The sequence below is a fragment of the Gardnerella sp. c10Ua_244 genome (genome assembly GCF_055818055.1).
Genome location: NZ_JARFVS010000005.1, coordinates 1 through 16,403, shown reverse-complemented (window position 1 = coordinate 16,403; position 16,403 = coordinate 1). Strand labels below are relative to the sequence as shown.

General features: G+C 38.0%; 17 protein-coding genes and 1 pseudogene. 13 read left to right on the top strand and 5 right to left on the bottom strand.

Going from position 1 to position 16,403, the window contains the following annotated elements; translation table 11 throughout:
• The 4 genes from P0108_RS06680 to P0108_RS06665 all read right to left on the bottom strand — a co-directional run.
• Nucleotides 1–1,110: DUF2800 domain-containing protein (locus tag P0108_RS06680; RefSeq protein WP_473730886.1), on the bottom strand; the 1,110-nt coding region annotated here is incomplete at its 3' end.
• A complete protein-coding gene (locus P0108_RS06675) occupies nt 1,103–1,411 on the bottom strand; it encodes a hypothetical protein (protein WP_004114714.1) in 309 nt (102 codons plus the stop codon). The genes P0108_RS06675 and P0108_RS06680, both read right to left, overlap by 8 nt.
• Nucleotides 1,412–1,422: 11 nt before the next feature.
• On the bottom strand, nt 1,423–1,602 hold the full coding sequence (locus P0108_RS06670) for a hypothetical protein (protein ID WP_004114712.1): 180 nt from the start codon (nt 1,600–1,602) through the stop codon (nt 1,423–1,425).
• Between the two features lie 88 nt (nt 1,603–1,690).
• Nucleotides 1,691–2,335, bottom strand: coding sequence for a sigma-70 family RNA polymerase sigma factor (locus tag P0108_RS06665; protein WP_415696739.1), 645 nt, complete (start codon nt 2,333–2,335; stop codon nt 1,691–1,693).
• A 360-nt stretch (nt 2,336–2,695) separates the two neighbouring features.
• Here P0108_RS06665 and P0108_RS06660 point away from each other — a divergent pair, with 360 nt between their 5' ends.
• From P0108_RS06660 to P0108_RS06635, 6 genes are read left to right on the top strand one after another with little or no spacing between them, the layout of a single operon-like run.
• Nucleotides 2,696–3,874, top strand: coding sequence for an ABC-three component system protein (locus P0108_RS06660; protein WP_020758843.1), 1,179 nt, complete (start codon nt 2,696–2,698; stop codon nt 3,872–3,874).
• Nucleotides 3,858–4,082: an ABC-three component system middle component 7 gene (locus P0108_RS06655; protein WP_020758844.1), complete on the top strand. Its 225-nt coding sequence runs from the start codon at nt 3,858–3,860 to the stop codon at nt 4,080–4,082. The genes P0108_RS06660 and P0108_RS06655 overlap by 17 nt, the downstream gene beginning before the upstream one ends.
• The gene (locus tag P0108_RS06650) at nt 4,073–5,725 is read left to right on the top strand and encodes a DUF2326 domain-containing protein (RefSeq protein WP_020758845.1); all 1,653 of its coding nucleotides are present in this window, start codon (nt 4,073–4,075) and stop codon (nt 5,723–5,725) included. Before P0108_RS06655 ends, P0108_RS06650 begins: the two co-directional genes overlap by 10 nt.
• On the top strand, nt 5,688–5,930 hold the full coding sequence (locus tag P0108_RS06645; RefSeq protein ID WP_018645397.1) for a helix-turn-helix domain-containing protein: 243 nt from the start codon (nt 5,688–5,690) through the stop codon (nt 5,928–5,930). Before P0108_RS06650 ends, P0108_RS06645 begins: the two co-directional genes overlap by 38 nt.
• A gap of 23 nt (nt 5,931–5,953) precedes the next feature.
• Nucleotides 5,954–7,153, top strand: coding sequence for a DNA methyltransferase (locus P0108_RS06640; protein WP_230469197.1), 1,200 nt, complete (start codon nt 5,954–5,956; stop codon nt 7,151–7,153).
• Nucleotides 7,126–8,046: a Bpu10I family restriction endonuclease gene (locus P0108_RS06635; protein WP_018645400.1), complete on the top strand. Its 921-nt coding sequence runs from the start codon at nt 7,126–7,128 to the stop codon at nt 8,044–8,046. Before P0108_RS06640 ends, P0108_RS06635 begins: the two co-directional genes overlap by 28 nt.
• A gap of 329 nt (nt 8,047–8,375) precedes the next feature.
• Here P0108_RS06635 and P0108_RS06630 read toward each other — a convergent pair whose 3' ends face one another.
• The gene (locus P0108_RS06630) at nt 8,376–8,576 is read right to left on the bottom strand and encodes a hypothetical protein (protein ID WP_004105046.1); all 201 of its coding nucleotides are present in this window, start codon (nt 8,574–8,576) and stop codon (nt 8,376–8,378) included.
• Nucleotides 8,577–8,921: 345 nt separating this feature from the next.
• On the opposite strand from P0108_RS06630, the gene P0108_RS06625 reads away from it, so the two are divergent.
• The 7 genes and pseudogenes from P0108_RS06625 to P0108_RS06595 all read left to right on the top strand — a co-directional run.
• Entirely contained in the window at nt 8,922–9,635 is a 714-nt protein-coding gene (locus P0108_RS06625) for a TetR/AcrR family transcriptional regulator (RefSeq protein WP_004105048.1), read from the top strand.
• A complete protein-coding gene (locus P0108_RS06620) occupies nt 9,632–11,377 on the top strand; it encodes an ABC transporter ATP-binding protein (RefSeq protein ID WP_018645403.1) in 1,746 nt (581 codons plus the stop codon). The genes P0108_RS06625 and P0108_RS06620 overlap by 4 nt, the downstream gene beginning before the upstream one ends.
• On the top strand, nt 11,310–13,142 hold the full coding sequence (locus P0108_RS06615; RefSeq protein ID WP_463323343.1) for an ABC transporter ATP-binding protein: 1,833 nt from the start codon (nt 11,310–11,312) through the stop codon (nt 13,140–13,142). The genes P0108_RS06620 and P0108_RS06615 overlap by 68 nt, the downstream gene beginning before the upstream one ends.
• Before the next feature lie 47 nt (nt 13,143–13,189).
• Nucleotides 13,190–13,774, top strand: a complete 585-nt coding sequence (locus P0108_RS06610) for an MptD family putative ECF transporter S component (RefSeq protein WP_004105054.1) — start codon at nt 13,190–13,192, stop codon at nt 13,772–13,774.
• A complete protein-coding gene (locus tag P0108_RS06605; RefSeq protein ID WP_004105056.1) occupies nt 13,774–14,508 on the top strand; it encodes an energy-coupling factor transporter transmembrane component T in 735 nt (244 codons plus the stop codon). Before P0108_RS06610 ends, P0108_RS06605 begins: the two co-directional genes overlap by 1 nt.
• Nucleotides 14,505–15,953, top strand: a complete 1,449-nt coding sequence (locus P0108_RS06600; RefSeq protein ID WP_020759052.1) for an ABC transporter ATP-binding protein — start codon at nt 14,505–14,507, stop codon at nt 15,951–15,953. The genes P0108_RS06605 and P0108_RS06600 overlap by 4 nt, the downstream gene beginning before the upstream one ends.
• A 73-nt stretch (nt 15,954–16,026) precedes the next feature.
• Nucleotides 16,027–16,124: pseudogene (locus tag P0108_RS06595) on the top strand (type II toxin-antitoxin system Phd/YefM family antitoxin); the annotation flags it as partial.
• Nucleotides 16,125–16,403 lie beyond the last annotated feature (279 nt).

Below are 16,403 nucleotides of genomic sequence, written 5' to 3'. Positions count from 1 at the left end.
GTTATTTGCGTTTGAAACATTAACTTTTGCTCGCTTATCAGAGTCTGGTACGAGCGTAAGTTTCCCGGACGGTTTGATAATGAGGTCGCCCAGAATATCCTCAAATTTTTTCTTGCCCATCAGCTTTTGCATTTCTGTTAAACCAATAAGACTAGTTTTGAAAATGTCAGTAAAGCCTGCGGCTTTTGCTTTCTCAATAACAGCTGTCTCATCCTTAAACTTGCGAACTGATCTGCCTTCTACGAGCTTGAAACCAGACCACTCTTTACCATGGTTAATAGCGGAATCTGTGGCGTACGCTAAAACATCATCAGCCCACTTCGTGAGCTTAGGTATAAGCGTGAGTACTTCTTCAATCTCACTATCTGTTAAAACAGATGGCTCTTTGAACTCAAATTCTGCAAGTTTAAGGTTTTCTTCCGCACGTTTACGGCACGTGGCTTTTGCCCTGCAAAACCTGCACCAGTCACCGGCTTCAAATTCGCCTTCGCCTGCGCCTGCAAGCTCGGCTTTAGGTTTAAGCACGCTTTCAGCCCAAGAAATAAGCTCCGCGACAGGTAGTGTGAAAGTTGATACGTTGTCACGTCTTGGCTGAAAAATACTCATCTCAACAGTTTGAATCTCATACAAGCTGTCGAAAAGCGTTAAAGCTCCAAGCGCGTAGCATTTCATCTGCGGATTCTCGTAAGCATCAACCAGCACGCCTTGACCATACTTAAAGTCGATAACCTGCAGAGTTTTTTCGCCTACAATAATGCAGTCCGCTGTACCAAACCCGTCCGGCACGTAAGCTGAAAAATCAACTTTCTGCTCGATGAGAATAATAGGATCTTGACAGTTAAGTTTTGCCTGCTCGTATTTTTCCAACACGAAATCCACGTAAGCATCCGAGCATTCCTGCATCTCACTTGAGTCATACTCGGTTAACGGTTTTTCACACGGACGGTTAAGAAACTTATTCAGCTTGTACTCACACCACGCGTGTGCTGCCGTTCCTTCCTTTGCTGCAGCAGAAGTAGTGTTTTCAAACTTTTCTTCTAAAACAGCACTAGGAGTACACTTAATCCACCTGTGAGCAGAAGACGGTGAAAGTAAAGCATGCTTAGTCACCTTTAATTCCCTCCGCTTCATGCAATAGGCTCTCATACTCGCTTTCAGGAACATCCGATAGCTTTTGCGCACCGTGCTTAACGATGAGTTTCTTCACATCAGCTGTCTTTCCCATCTGGCTAAGCTTTGCTAAAACCGCTCGCACATCCTCTAAACTCACCTTTTTAACAGACTCCTTATTATTAGAAGCTGTTTCTTTACAACCAACACCAGAAGCACCGGCATCATCAAACAGCGTTTTAAGATGAACTGTTAAGTTTTCCAAGTCTTTGATGACTTCTCTCAATATTTCCTTGTTCACGGTTTTCCTCCTTAAACTTCTTTGACATCAACTGACTGAACACTCTTTCCAGGATCTAATAGATAGACTTGCGAGTAATCACCAAACAGCCAGCGGATAAACCGTTGAGGTAATCGCATCACAGCTCCACGTAGAACCTGTTTCTTCTCACCGTTTTCACCGGTGACGTTAATAACGATCTTGTGTTTCATGGTTTGCCTCCTTTCTATAAGGGGTTTCTTCCTTACACATCACAGGCAAAGAAAAAGGAGGAGTTTTTAACCTCCTCCTAAAAAATTTCTAGAATTTTTCTGGTAAAACTTTTTTAAGATTTACGATGGCACTATCGAGATGCTTTTTCACGCCAGCAGACGAAATACCAAGCATGCTCGCAATCTCTGACTGAGTGTATCCTTCAATAAACATCAAACGAATAACCTGACGTTGCTTGTCAGTAAGCGTTGAAAACGCATGCTCCATTTCTTCTGACATTTCAAAACCATAATCGTTGGTAATAAAACCATAATCATCAGTAGTACTGAGAGCCTCAGCAAGATGACTTTTATCTAGTTCAAGCTCACCATATGCATCAAAATCAAGCGAAAGATTATAGTTACGTGGAAAATGCTCTTCAGCAGCATACTCCACGTCGTCCTTGTTAGGCTCATAACCATGCTTCGCTTTGAACTGCTGGATATACTGCTTCTTCCACGCCTTACTTTCAGCTTTTTCTTCAGCAGTTCTATTAGGACGCAGGTTCTTATTGTTGTAGTAAACCTCGCTGTCATCCATTGAGTGAAGCATCTTAATATCCGCAACGGTTACACCATTCTCGCCTGGTTTAATCTCGAGCGTTTTTTCATCATAACCGCCCGATTTGTTCGGAACAAAATAGGTGTACTTATAGGTTGTGCGATTGTTACTGCTTGTTTTACGAGTCTTCATAAAGAACTCCTTCCATCGATTTCGATGAAGGAATCCTTTGAATTCAGCTAAAACGAGGCATAGCAAAGCCACTACAAGCTAAAAATGAAGAATTCCTTCATTTTGTTACTTGCAGCTGCCTCATTCAGTAAGACCGCTGACATTATTTAGTTGTTCTACACAAGCTCTGAATCATCCTGGTGATCAAGTAGGCATACTTGTGTAGATGGTTTGAGACTTACGTCTTTTCTCAAAGTAAAAATCCTTTTATCAGACTTTTACTTTGCTCAAAGATGTAATCGAGTGATACACTTTGCATATCAATGGATTTTTCTTTGATGATTCGATCCTATAAAATCGAGATTTTTTCTTGGTTCTTGTTTGGATCAAAGTGGTTCAAAGTGGTTCAAAAAGAGGGGGACACCATTGGACTTCAAAACCTTTTACAGTCTTTTACGTAATCACATTAATGACGGTCATGATGCTTCTACATTTGTAAAAGAATTAATCGCAATGATTACTGATGTATCTGAGGAAGAATGGGGAACGAAGAAAGACCCTTCTGGCTCGGTAAGCCCTGTCACATATCGCAATTTTTCCAAGAGGGGTATTTCAAAGAGGGTTGCCAGAACTATTTGCTATCGTCTTACACCAAAAAACTTTATAAAAAATTTGAACTCTAGACCACAAGCTGTATTAGAAGTATTAGCAGAAGACTTGTCATCATATGATTCGGATGTCACTTCTGATAATGTGGCAGAAAAATTAGCGGATATATTCGTCAATATTATTAGAGAAACAGCAGGAATAATCACACCTGATGCATTGGAGCAGCAAAAACAGCTACAATCCTCTGCTGATTTAAAAAAGACATACGGAAAATATTTACTGCAAGAATGTGAAAATCATTGTGTAATGAACGGTTGTTCCAAATCACTAATACTTTCTAACAATTTCAATGTTTCAGAAGTCTATGAAATAAGTCGTATCGATAAAGCTAAAGAACCAACTATTAATAATCTTGTGGCTCTTTGCCCACAATGTTTTGCTATGTATCAAATGGATAATACTAAAAAAGTTACAAGCCTTTTATCCAAAAGAAAAAAAGTCCTAGCCAACCACATGGAGAACTTGAGCATACTTAGTTCTTCACAGTTGGAAGAGGGATTGACAAATGTCATTTGCAAAATTGCTAAACTCAATGAAAAAGATTTATTTGATTTTTCTCTAGACCCTAAAGAGTTAAAAGAAAAAATAGATCCGCATAAAAACTTTCATATTTACATGATAGTTAAACAAAATGTAACTACTTATTTTGTTAAAGTCCAAGAAATATTGACCAATTTGGACAAGCGTAAAGTCATTGATTATGAAAATTTACAAGATCAAATGCGATCCATTTATAAAAAACTTAAAAAAGCCAAACGAAGTGATACGGAAATCTTTGAAGAAATTTCTGAAAAACTACATGATCTAACTCTTCAAAGCGTATCGGATTGTCAAATAGTCGTTAGCTACTTTGTACAGAAATGCGAGGTATTTGATGGAATTACCAAATAAGCTATACCCATATGAAAAAAGCACTTTGGCAACATTGCCAGTAGTGCTTGAGATAATACGAAACGGTAAAACTGATATAAGGGGTATTTTTCAATCTACTTTGAGTTATTTAGATGAACCATCAGATTTTTTATCTGTTATGGATTGTCTTTATGCTCTTAATGCAATTGAAATGACCGATGAGGGTAAGGTGAAATTATGCTTATAGAAATTTATTCTCCAGCTTTCAAGGAAAAGAGTAAAATTAGACCAGCTATTCGATTTAAGAATGGTCTTAACGTAATCCAAGGAACACAAAAAGGCTCTAACTCCATCGGCAAATCATCCACACTTTTAGCCATAGATTTTGTTTTCGGCGGCGATACATATCTTAAAAGCGATGGAGTAAAATACGTCGGTAATCATGAGATATATTTTTGCTTTAAGTTTGATCATCAATACTTCTTTAGCAGAAGCACTGCTGATGCAAACACAATTAACATTTGTAATGAAAAATATGAACCTACTGATAAAACTCTGACTAAACAAGAATTCATTGGGTGGCTGAAAGAAAAATACGCCAGCAATAAAACAGATCTTTCTTTCAGGCAGTTAGCTAGTACATTTTTTAGAATTTACGGTAAAGACAATAGGGATGAAAACTATCCTCTTCAGGGATATAGGAATCAGCCAACAAAGGAATCCATAAAAATTCTTATGAGTCTGTTTAACTACTACAAGGATATAGAACCTTATCACAATCAATTAGATATACAAGCAGATAAGCTGAAAACATTTAAAAATGCAAGAAAGTACAGTTTCATATCCAACCTTGTAGGCGGAAAAGCCCAGTACGAAGAAAATGTCAATACGCTTTCAAATCTTCGTGCAGAATTAAATGCACTTACATACAATTATGACGTGACAGCCAGTAACGAAGAAATCGAAAATAGTAAATATAAAGAGAATCTAAAAGCTACTAAATTGTCGCTTGAAACACAGCTTGAACAGTTACAACGCCGCTCAAAATTGCTGGATATAAGTATAGAATTTGGATTAAAGCCGACAGAAGCTGATTTACAGGCATTGTCTGAATTCTTCCCAACTGTCAACCTAAAGAAAATTTATGATATCGAGCGATTCCATAAAAAACTTTCTGCCATATTAAAAAACGAGTTCGAAGCCGAAAAAGAAACACTTGATGCTAAGACAAGAGAGGTAAAAGCTGGCATAGAACAAGTTGTTCAAACAATGGAAGAACTAAAAATCCCAAATTCTATCTCTAAAGACTTTCTGGATAAACATTCTGAAATAATCAAAAAGATAGATGCTTTGGAGGAACAAAATAAGGCTTACTTGGAAGAGTCACAATTGCAAGAGTCCAAAAAGGTTGCAGCACAAAACTTAGAGAAGAATGTGGAACATATCCTAATGGAAATTGGACTCTGCCTCAACAACAAGATGCATGAATTTAATGACAGACTTTACGCTGAAAAAAGAAACTCGCCAACGATAGAGCTGAAAAACTACAATAGCTATACGTTCTTCACACCTAAAGACACAGGAACTGGAACAAACTTTAAAGGTTTAATTCTCCTGGATCTTGCTGTTCTGTACTCATCTTCTTTACCAGCTTTGGCTCATGACTCATTATTCTTTAAAAATATTGACGATGAGGGTATTGAAGGGATTATGAAAATATATACAGATACCGCGAATCTGAACAAACAGGTCTTCATTGCCTTTGATAAACAAAGCTCCTACAGCAAGGAAACATATGAAATCCTACAAAACAACAAAGTCCTTCAACTATACAGTGGCGGAGGCGAACTCTATGGAAAATCTTGGAACAGAGAAATTAAAGGAGTGTAAAATGAAATTTAGTTATAACAAACTATGGAAATTACTTATAGACAAAGGGTGGACTAAATCCAAACTCCGTGAAGAGGCAAAAATAAGCTCTTCATCTATGGCGAAACTCAATAACGGAGGAAATGTAACCACAGGAATACTGATAAAAATATGTAGCGCTTTAGATTGTGATATCAGTGATATTGCAGAAATTGTAAAAGACTAAAAATGTTAACAAAAAAGAGGAAAATGATAGGAATGCGTTTTTGTAATATACCAATTAATACATCAGAAATACCACAAACAGATTTGAATATAGCCGAAAAAAATAGATCCAACCTATTCACATGGAATGGACAATTCTCTCCTCAATTTGTAGAAGCAGAGCTGACTAAATATGCGGATAAGAATTATATTGTACTCGATCCTTTTGCCGGGTCTGGAACAACACTTTATGAATCAGCTAGGAAAAATTTGCTAGCATATGGGATAGAGTTGAATCCCTCGGCCTATTACATGGCGAAAATCTATGAGCTGGTAACTGCAGATATGGTTGAGAGAAACCGTTTAATCAAACATATTGATAAGTTAGTATGCAAAATTAAAAATACGGATAACATCCTTAATGTTCTGACGGATTATGCAAAATCAGATGACCACTACAGCGTAAAGAATGTACTATCTACCCTTATTATTCTCATGGATATTTATAAAAATGAAGTAACATTCGAACTTGTAGTAAATAAATGGGGGGAGCTTAAAAACACAATATTAGAACTTCCATTCAGTAATAGACCTATTTGCGTGTCAAATGGCGATGCTCGAAAAACTTCTTTAAAAACCGATTTAGTTGATCTTGTTCTAACTTCACCTCCGTACATTAACGTTTTTAATTACCATCAGAATTATAGAAAATCCGTGGAAGCATTAGGATACAACGTACTAGAGATTGCAAAAAGTGAGTTTGGGGCCAACCGAAAACATAGAGGAAATCGATTCTTAACTGTAATACAATATTGTATCGATATTGCCCTATCCCTAAAAGAAGCAAGCAGAATATGTAAAGATAAAGCAAGAATGATATATGTAGTCGGCAGAGAGTCTACAGTCTTAGGATATTCTTTCTGCAACAGTGAATTAATTTACAGAATTGGCACAGAAATCTTGGGGTTTGAATTTGATATTCGTCAAGAGCGAGTGTTCAAGAACAGATACGGTCATATGATCTACGAAGACATATTGCATTTTATAAACAAAAAGAATAACTCAAAAGATAAGAACGATATTCAATCAACGGCAAGGAATATTGCTGTTGAAATGCTTCTCGATCGCTACAATTCAATAAAAAACAACAAAAATGCTGAATTAATATTGGACGCTATTCATAAATCAAATCACGTAAATACTTCGGAGGTTTTGTTATGCGAGGAACACACGGCGAAAAAATAGTAGCTGCAATTGAGAGTAAAAAGATGCCGCTATCTGATATTGAAAGGTTAAAGAAAGCTTTAAAAATATACGACAAATGGGTGGTATCTTTAAACACGATTGAAGCAGATACCCTGCCAGAACTAGTAGTCGCACTTGTAAATTGTCTAAATGAGTATAAGTTCTACATTGACGTAAACCTTATCTTTGATAGTACAGAAGATTTTTTGTATCGTCAAAAAGGCCAATTAAAACTGGACAATACTGTAATGGAGGAATTTCTACCAATTTTTGTAACCCGATGCATAAATAAGCAATTTGGGAAGTGCGACATGAAAATTGGTTCTCAAACCTCTACTTTTTCTTCTATCTATTTTGCGTCCAGTGTTAGCAATCCCGGGATTGGAGGTGGAATCAATATAAAAACTAAGGATCAGGATTTTTCAATGTGTCGTCCACTATACATAATGAGTTCTTATGATCCAGACTTTAGCGAACTTCAGACGACCCGACTCACCACCTATCTTGGATACATTCTTGCCGAGTTGAAAACTAATCTGGATAAAACAATGTTCCAGGAGGCCTCAGCAACAGCCCACGATGTTAAACAAGCTGTTACAGGAGCGAAGTACTACTTATTATGCGATTATTTGGATATGACACCGATTAGTACAACTACGACGGATATTGATGAAATTTTGATTACGCGAAAAGCTAAAAGAATTAGCTCCAACATCCGAAAAGATTATGCCACATATGAAGGTAGACAAAGAAGACGAACGGCGTATGTGGACTACCTAAAGAAGAATCCTTATTCCTCAGAGGTTTTCCAAAGATTTATAAATCACATACTTTCTCAAATGCAAAATGAAGATCTTATTGAGGAAAGTGTTTTAGATATAGGATATTTCTAGTGAATTTTCCTAAGATATCCTAATTACTTCACCTTTTCTTAAGAAATAGCAGCACAACAAAGCTTAGCCTTTGCTTATTGTATATACTTCATTAGGGCACGAAATAATTTCTGGGAAACTTATCTAAATCAGATAAGTTTCCCAGAAATTCCTTTTTACTTTTTCATAAATCATTAAAAGTTTTTACTTTGTTGAATTCCATATAAATCTTGACGTTGGAGCTAAAAATACGACATACAATAAAAGTATAATTGGTAGTGTAGGAAAAGTTGGTGTTTGGTCCTAGAGGTGACAGCCAACTGCTTGAATTTATTTTCTGTATTATACCATCATGCTATCTTTCCGTCTGCGTCTGCTAGGCTGAGCGCTGTTTGTACAAGCAATCGAGCTCGTTTGCAAGTCTCTTCATTTGGCGCTGGTTGTTCTTTGTTTGGCTCACTTAAAAGTAAAAGTGACTCTTCAGATATCCAGCTGCGACAAGACCAGTCTTCGTCTTGCTCAGCTAGTACTGCGCCAATTAAACGAATCATAGCCCAAAAATACACGAACGATTGAACTTTTTGTACTGTGGTACATATATGCAAACTATAAATACGGTATGCGTTTATGGATTTGCTGAACTATTGCCTAGTTTCTTATGAATTTTATTAGCACAAGCAGGCACTCTTCTAACCAGCATCGACAAATAGTGTTTACTTTCAAGCAAGAGCTTGACAGTAAACACTATCTAACTTATACTGTATATATCGACGCATTCGTCGATAGGATGACGACCCCTTAGATGTAGCCAAGGCGCGAAGACTTTTTACGCGTTGACTCATGACAACTATTTGGCGTGTTAACCCTTTACTAGCTTGTGGTGTGAGGTGAATTGCATGGCTCGTAATAAGCGGCTTAGTTTTGATGAACGCAAGCAAGCAATAAAGCATGCTGCTATACGTATTTTTGTCAAACAAGGCTTTGAGAACACAACCATGGAAGACCTGGTAAAAGAAACGGGCTTATCAAAGGGTGGGTTTTATCACTACTACAAGAATACAACCGACATACTCCACGACATCATGCTCGATGGCATCGCATACCGCAACACCATCATGATGAAATCTATAGAGGATGGCAAGCAATGGAGCATTGATCTTCTTGCTGATGAAATGGCCAGAAAAGCAGTTGATAGCAATGCGCTTATGCCCGTCTACGTGGAACTTTTGTTGGCTAAGAAGAGAAACCCCCAGCTTGAACAGGTATATAGACAGCTTGAACACACTGCTTTTGATACGTTTAAAGCACATAACATCGATGCAGAAACGCTTTCTGTTAAGTCTTCGAATTTTGAACTTATGGCGTTTTTTGTAAACGCGATCATTCTTTCTGCGCATGTGCTCAACGAACACAAGCTTGTACAAGATAATCAAGCGTTCATTAAGCAGCTGCTCTTGAATATTTTGAAACAGGACACCGCTCAATCCAGTCACGAGGGCAACAGCCGCAGCGCTACTCGCTCCAGCGACGATGGAAACAATCAGTTAGGCAGCATGCAAGAGTCTGTTCAAACATCTTCAACTTCTTTACCAGCAAAGGAGCTCTCATGAACACATACCGTAAACTGTTTGCCTATATTCCGCAGTTTAAGGGTTTAGCTATTGGAGCGGTACTCGTTTCAGCTTTGTCAGCTCTACTAACTACTTGCGGATATTATGCGATACATTGTTTTTTGCATGCGCTTATTATTGACGAAAACTTGCCTGTCGCTCAAAATTTTGCATTCGTCATTGCACTGCTTTTACTTACCGGCAGTTTATGTCTTGGCACGTCGGGTCTTATGGCTCATTACGTGGGATTCAATTTAGAAAATGTTTTGCGCAAACGCGGTGTTGAAGGCTTAAATCGTGCAAGTTTTACATTCTTTGACACACATTCATCTGGAACTATTCGTAAAACTATTGACGACAATGCAGCGCTCACTCACACGATTGTCGCACACATGATTCCTGACGCTACGCGCGCAATCCTTATGCCATTTTTCATAATTGCATTCAGCTTTTGCATAAGCTGGCGCGTAGGTTTATGCATTCTAATACTTACTATTGTCGGTAGCGCTATTATGGCTAGCATGATGGGCGGCAAGCAATTCATGAAAATGTACCAAGACGCACTCGATAATCTATCAGCAGAAACAGTCGAATATATTCGTGGCATTTCTGTTATCAAAATATTTGGCGTTTCAGTAAGTTCCATGAAAAAGCTATCCAAACTTATTCACAATTATTCAACATATGCTTACCAATATTCAAAGCATTGCAAGGCAGGATACGTTGTGTATGAATGTCTTTTCTTTGGTATTATTGCAATACTTACACTGCCGTTGGCATTTTTCATGGACGATTTGGGCAGTCCCAAACGTTTGGCTCTCGATTTAATTATGACGTTTTTCGTATCGGGATTAATGTTTGCAGCATTTATGCGCGTTATGTACATTGGCATGTACTCATTCCAGGGTAATCATGCGGTTGATTCGCTTGAGAAGCTTTATGCTCAAATGTCGAAAGAAGAAATACATTTTGGCAATGAAGATCATTTTGCAAATCACAACATTGAGTTTCATAACGTTTCGTTCTCGTATGACAAAAAAGAAGTTTTGAAAAATCTGTCCTTCAATTTAGCAGAAAATAAGATATATGCTCTAGTAGGAAAATCTGGATCAGGTAAATCTACAATTGCTAAACTGATGTGCGCATATTACAACATAAGTTCTGGAGAAATTTTAATTGGCAATAAACCTCTTAACACATATTCTCAAGAAGCGCTCATGCAAGAAATTTCCTTTGTTTTTCAAGATTCTAAGTTGTTTAGTGACACACTATATAACAATGTTAGCTGCGTAAAACATGACGCAAGCCACGAGGAAGTAATGTCTGCGATTTCTGCAGCAGGACTTGATTCGGTATTAGATAAATTAGATAAGCGAGAAAATACCATAATTGGAACAAAAGGCGTGTATCTTTCAGGTGGAGAAACTCAACGCGTTGCGATTGCTCGTGCCATTTTAAAAAATTCTCCCATCGTAATTATGGACGAAGCGTCTGCTTCTATTGACCCCGATAATGAGTATGAGCTGCAAAAAGCCTTTAGGCGACTGATGCGCGGAAAAACGGTCATTATGATTGCACATCGTCTGACGTCCATTACGGGTGTGGATGAGATTTTGCTTGTTGACCACGGGCACATTGTTGAGCGCGGTTCACATGCTCAGCTTATGGCGCAAAATGGCCAATATACACATTTGTACACAATTTACACCCAAGCTAATGAGTGGAGGGTTGTTAATGATTAAGTTTTTAAAAAATACGTTTGCTCTTACCGATCAAGGTGTACGAGGCGCTTTTAAATCGGGTGTACTTAGTTTTTTGGTATTTGTTATCAATATGGTTCCTTCAATGCTGCTGCTATTGTTGGTAGATCATCTGTTACTACGCCATGTACATAGTACAGCCATCTATCTTGTGTGTTCTATTGTGACCTTGGTGGTAATGGCAGTGCTATTGAGTTTTGAGTACGAAGCACAATATAACGAAACATATAAAGAAGCAGCTCATTTGCGCCTTAATATTGCAGAGAAACTTTCGCGACTAGAAATGTCTTACTTCGCAAAACATGATCTTACCGATCTCGCTCAAAGTATTATGGCGGACGTAGCATCACTTGAGCATGCAGAAAGTCACGCAGTTCCGAAACTGCTCGCGTTTTGTTTATTCTTACCATTTCTTTCTGCATTAATGTTCATAGGGAACTGGAAAATGGCAATTTGCGCTATTGGGCCTACTCTACTGTCATTTTTGCTTATTGTGTTGTCAAAACGTTATGTGCGAGAACAGTACAACAAACATTACTTGCGTCTTCGCGAAAACTCGCAAGCTTTCCAAGATCGCATTGAGCTTTCTAAAGAAATTACCGCTTTTAATCTTGCAGAACGTATAAAAACAAAGCTTTATGCCAAGCTTGATGACACATTGCGCGTCCACTGGAAAAGCGAACGCAACGCTGGGTTCTTGCTGATATTTGCCGATATTTTCTCGCATTTTTCGTTGGCATTCACGATTATCGGTGGCATTTTTCTTATGCAAACTGGCGAAATTTCTGTGCTATATATGCTAGGCTACGTGCTTGCTTCCATGAAGCTCAAAGAATTTGTGGACTCGAATATGGAATTCCTTATGGAAGTTTTCTATATCAATTCGGCTGTGAAGCGTATTCGTGAAATTCGCGACGCAAAGGTATTAGATGTGCAGACGGAAGCTGCTACAGACGTACACACTACAGATACACAAGCTACAGATAAACGCGCTACTCAATTTGCTAATTTTGATATAGAGATAAACAAGCTCAGCTTTTCTTACGATGACACTACTCCTGTGCTAAACGACGTAAGTTTTACTGTGCCGCATGGAACAGTTTGCGCACTTGTTGGGCAGTCAGGCTGCGGAAAAACAACTCTGCTTCGACTTATAGCGCGTCTGTACGATTTTAATTCTGGTAGCATTCGTATTGGCGGCGTAGATATACGGAAAGTTTCTACTGAAAACCTGTACCGAAATATATCTATCGTTTTTCAAGATGTTACTCTCTTCAACACAAGCATTCTAGAAAACATTCGCATCGGTAGAGAAGATGCTACAGATGAAGAAGTAAAACATGCAGCTCAGCTTGCACACTGTGACTTTATTGACACTCTCCCAGATGGGATCAACACCATTATCGGCGAAAACGGTCAGCAGCTTTCTGGAGGCGAGCGTCAGCGTATATCAATAGCGCGCGCGTTTTTGAAAAACGCACCAATTCTTATTCTTGATGAGATTGCTTCAAGTTTAGACGTTGACAACGAGATTAAAATTCAACAATCGCTTACCGAATTGGTAAAAAATAAAACTGTGATTATTATTTCTCACCGCATGAAGTCAATTGAAAATGTTGATCGAATAGTTGTGTTAAAAGATGGTCACGTTGAAGCATGCGGTACACATGCCGAGCTTATCCAGATAAGCCCTACTTATCAAAATCTTATTGATAAAACGTGTGCAGCAGAGGAGTTTTCGTATTAGTTTGAGCGCGTGTAGAACGCACATGATAGAAAAAGGAGGAATTTGTTATGGAACGCGCAACTAAATTAAGTGGTCATGACCTGATAAACATTGGTATATTTGGAGCCATTTATTTTGTTATTGTATGTGTAATATCAATGCTTGGGATAGTACCCGTCTTTTTGCCGCTCCTTGCGGTATTAGTGCCAATTATAGGCGGTATTCCTTTTATGCTCTTTTTGACCAAAGTTAAAAAGCCAGGAATGATTTTTATCATGGCAATCATGATGGGTCTATTGATGGTGCTCACGGGCATGGGAATGTGGTCGTTGTTAACAAGTGCGATTGCTGGTTTGATTGCAGAAATTGTGTTCAAAAGTGGCAACTATGCCAGTGCTAAAAAAGCTGTTTTGACATATGGATTTTTTAGCCTGTGGATGTATGGCAACTATATGTCACTGTTTCTTGATCGCGAACAATATTTTGCACAACGTGCAAGCTTTGGTAAAGCTTATGCCGAGGCTGTTGCTCAGCTCCTACCAAATTGGATGGCGTTCGTTCTGCTAATTGTATGCTTTATCTGCGGTATTTTAGGCGGCCTGTTTGGTCAGAAAGTTTTGAAAAAGCATTTTGAAAAAGCTGGTCTTGTTTAATGGCATATTCATCTCTAGCAACGCAAAAGAACAAACGCAGTTTTCTAGATCCACGCGTAAAAATAGTCCTTGTTTTGCTATTAGCAATATTCGTAATGGGCGGCGTGGGTGGCGCACGCATGAAAGATATAAGTTTTGTATTATCTATCATTCCTTTTGTGCTGCTTTTGATAGAACAACAATGGGAAAAATTTTGGCATGCAAGTATCATGCTCATAATAGGTTATGTCTGTCTTTTGGTGATGCCATATTTGCCTAGTACGATAAAACCTATCGCTTTAATGTGCGGATATATTCTTACGCGCTTTGTAGCAACAGTTGCAATGGGCAATTATGTTATAGCTACGACTTCGGTGAGTGAATTTATTGCAGCAATGGAAAAAATACATATGCCACGAGCCATTATTGTGCCAATGTCAGTTATGTTTAGAATGTTTCCAACGATTGCAACAGAATGGAAATCAATTTGTCGCGCTATGAATATGCGTGAAATTCATATAGGAGCAGTTGGTATTGGAAAAATATTAGAGTACCAATTAATTCCTATGATTAGTTCGAGTGTACGTATTGGCGAAGAACTATCGGCAGCAGCGTTAATTAGAGGATTAGGCTCCCCTATCAAGCGAACTAATATTTGCCAAATTGGTTTTCGAATACAAGATTGGTTTTTATTACTCATTTCTTTGTCGGTCATATGTTTTTGGTTGTTGTGTAGCTTAGGAGTAATCGTATGATCGAATTTAGGCATGTTTATTTCCATTATGGAACTGAAGATGACCAGCATACAAGCAATGAAGCTAACACAAATGACAATAAACAGCATTCAAGTGAATTAAATGATATTAATTTACGCATTGAAGATGGCGAATTAATTTTAATAACCGGACCTTCGGGTTGTGGTAAAACAACGCTGTTACGGCTGATAAATGGTTTAATTCCACGCTTCTATCAAGGAAATGTAAAAGGCTATATATTATTAAACGGTCGATCTTTTAAAAATAATGAATTATATGATTTAGCAAATGTTGTAGGCACGGTTTTTCAAAATCCTAAGTCACAATTTTATAATGTTGATACAACGAGTGAACTAGCGTTTGCGTGTGAAAATCAAGGACTACCAAAATCTGATATTTATCAGCGTATTGATACAACAGTTGCTGATTTGCACATGGAAAATTTGATGGATCGCAATATTTTTCATCTATCTGACGGCGAAAAGCAAAAAATAGCTTGTGCGTCAATTGAAGTAGCAGGATTAAACATAATTTTGTTAGATGAACCTTCAGCAAATTTAGATTATGACTCAACGTTGATGCTTAAAAAGTTGATTTTGCATTGGAAAGAACAAGGAAGAACAATTGTTGTAGCTGAGCATCGAATAGCTTATCTTTGGGATATTATGGATCGCCTAGTGGTTATGCAACAAGGTGAGATCGTTAAAGATATTAAAGCCGAACAAAAAGATGCTCTTAACGACATAGATTTGCAAAAAATGGGACTGAGAACACGACTTATGAAATCACCCATACAAATTAATAAAATGCCATCTGTCACACAAGACGATCAGATAATCGCATTAAAAAATTTCAACTTTGCGTATCATGGCGTAAAGAAGAAAATAGTCAATATTGAATCGCTTGCTATTGCGCGTAATCAAATTACAGCAATTGTAGGAAAAAATGGAGCTGGCAAAACCAGTTTTCTCAATTGTTTTTGCGGTTTAGAAAAAAGCTGCAAAGGTATTTTTAAATACGAGGATCGCGTTTTAAGTAATCGAGCACGTAAAAAATTATGTTTTATGGTGATGCAAAATACAGGCAACCAGCTGTTTACAGAAAGCGTTTTAGATGAAGTTTTAATTAGTTTGCCTAAGCGCAGCAAAAATAAGAACGATGTTGCGATGAATATATTACGACAATTTGATTTGGACTTTTTGGCACACCGTCATCCGCAGAGTCTATCGGGTGGGCAAAAACAGCGATTAGCAATTGCATGCGCGCTGGCAACAGGTAGAGAAATTCTAGCGTTAGACGAGCCTACGAGCGGATTAGACTATGCGCATATGCAAGAACTAGCACAGCTACTATCAAAACTTAAGTCAATGAATACAACAATTGTTGTAGTAACTCACGATAGTGAACTCATACATGCATGTTGCACAAGATTGATTCATATGTAAAGTTAGCTCTCGAAATGCATAGAATTTATTTATCTTGAACCACATACTATGACCTCCCCAAAAGGGAGTATGAATGAATATAAACGCAGATGAACTCGTTTCTTTTCCGAAGCAAATCAAAATTGTTCTAAAGTTGCGCGCCTTGTTGACACATACGATTCAACTATTATTTAATCATACTGTGCATAAATCGTGCTTAATTAACATTTCCCACTTCACCAGCTGGGTGCAAAGTGGGTGCACTTTTTAACGTTAACATCCTGTGCACTCGACCCCAGAGCGTTGATATCTTCCCTCAAACAGCAAAATCACTCTCAAAAACCGCTCCGAGCCATCTTACAGTCGCCACGCATTAAACCTTTTAACGATAGCCCTCGCTAAGCCTTGCTACACAAGGGCAAACTTGCACCCACCTAATCAGCTTTTGACATCAATACAACACTCTCGACG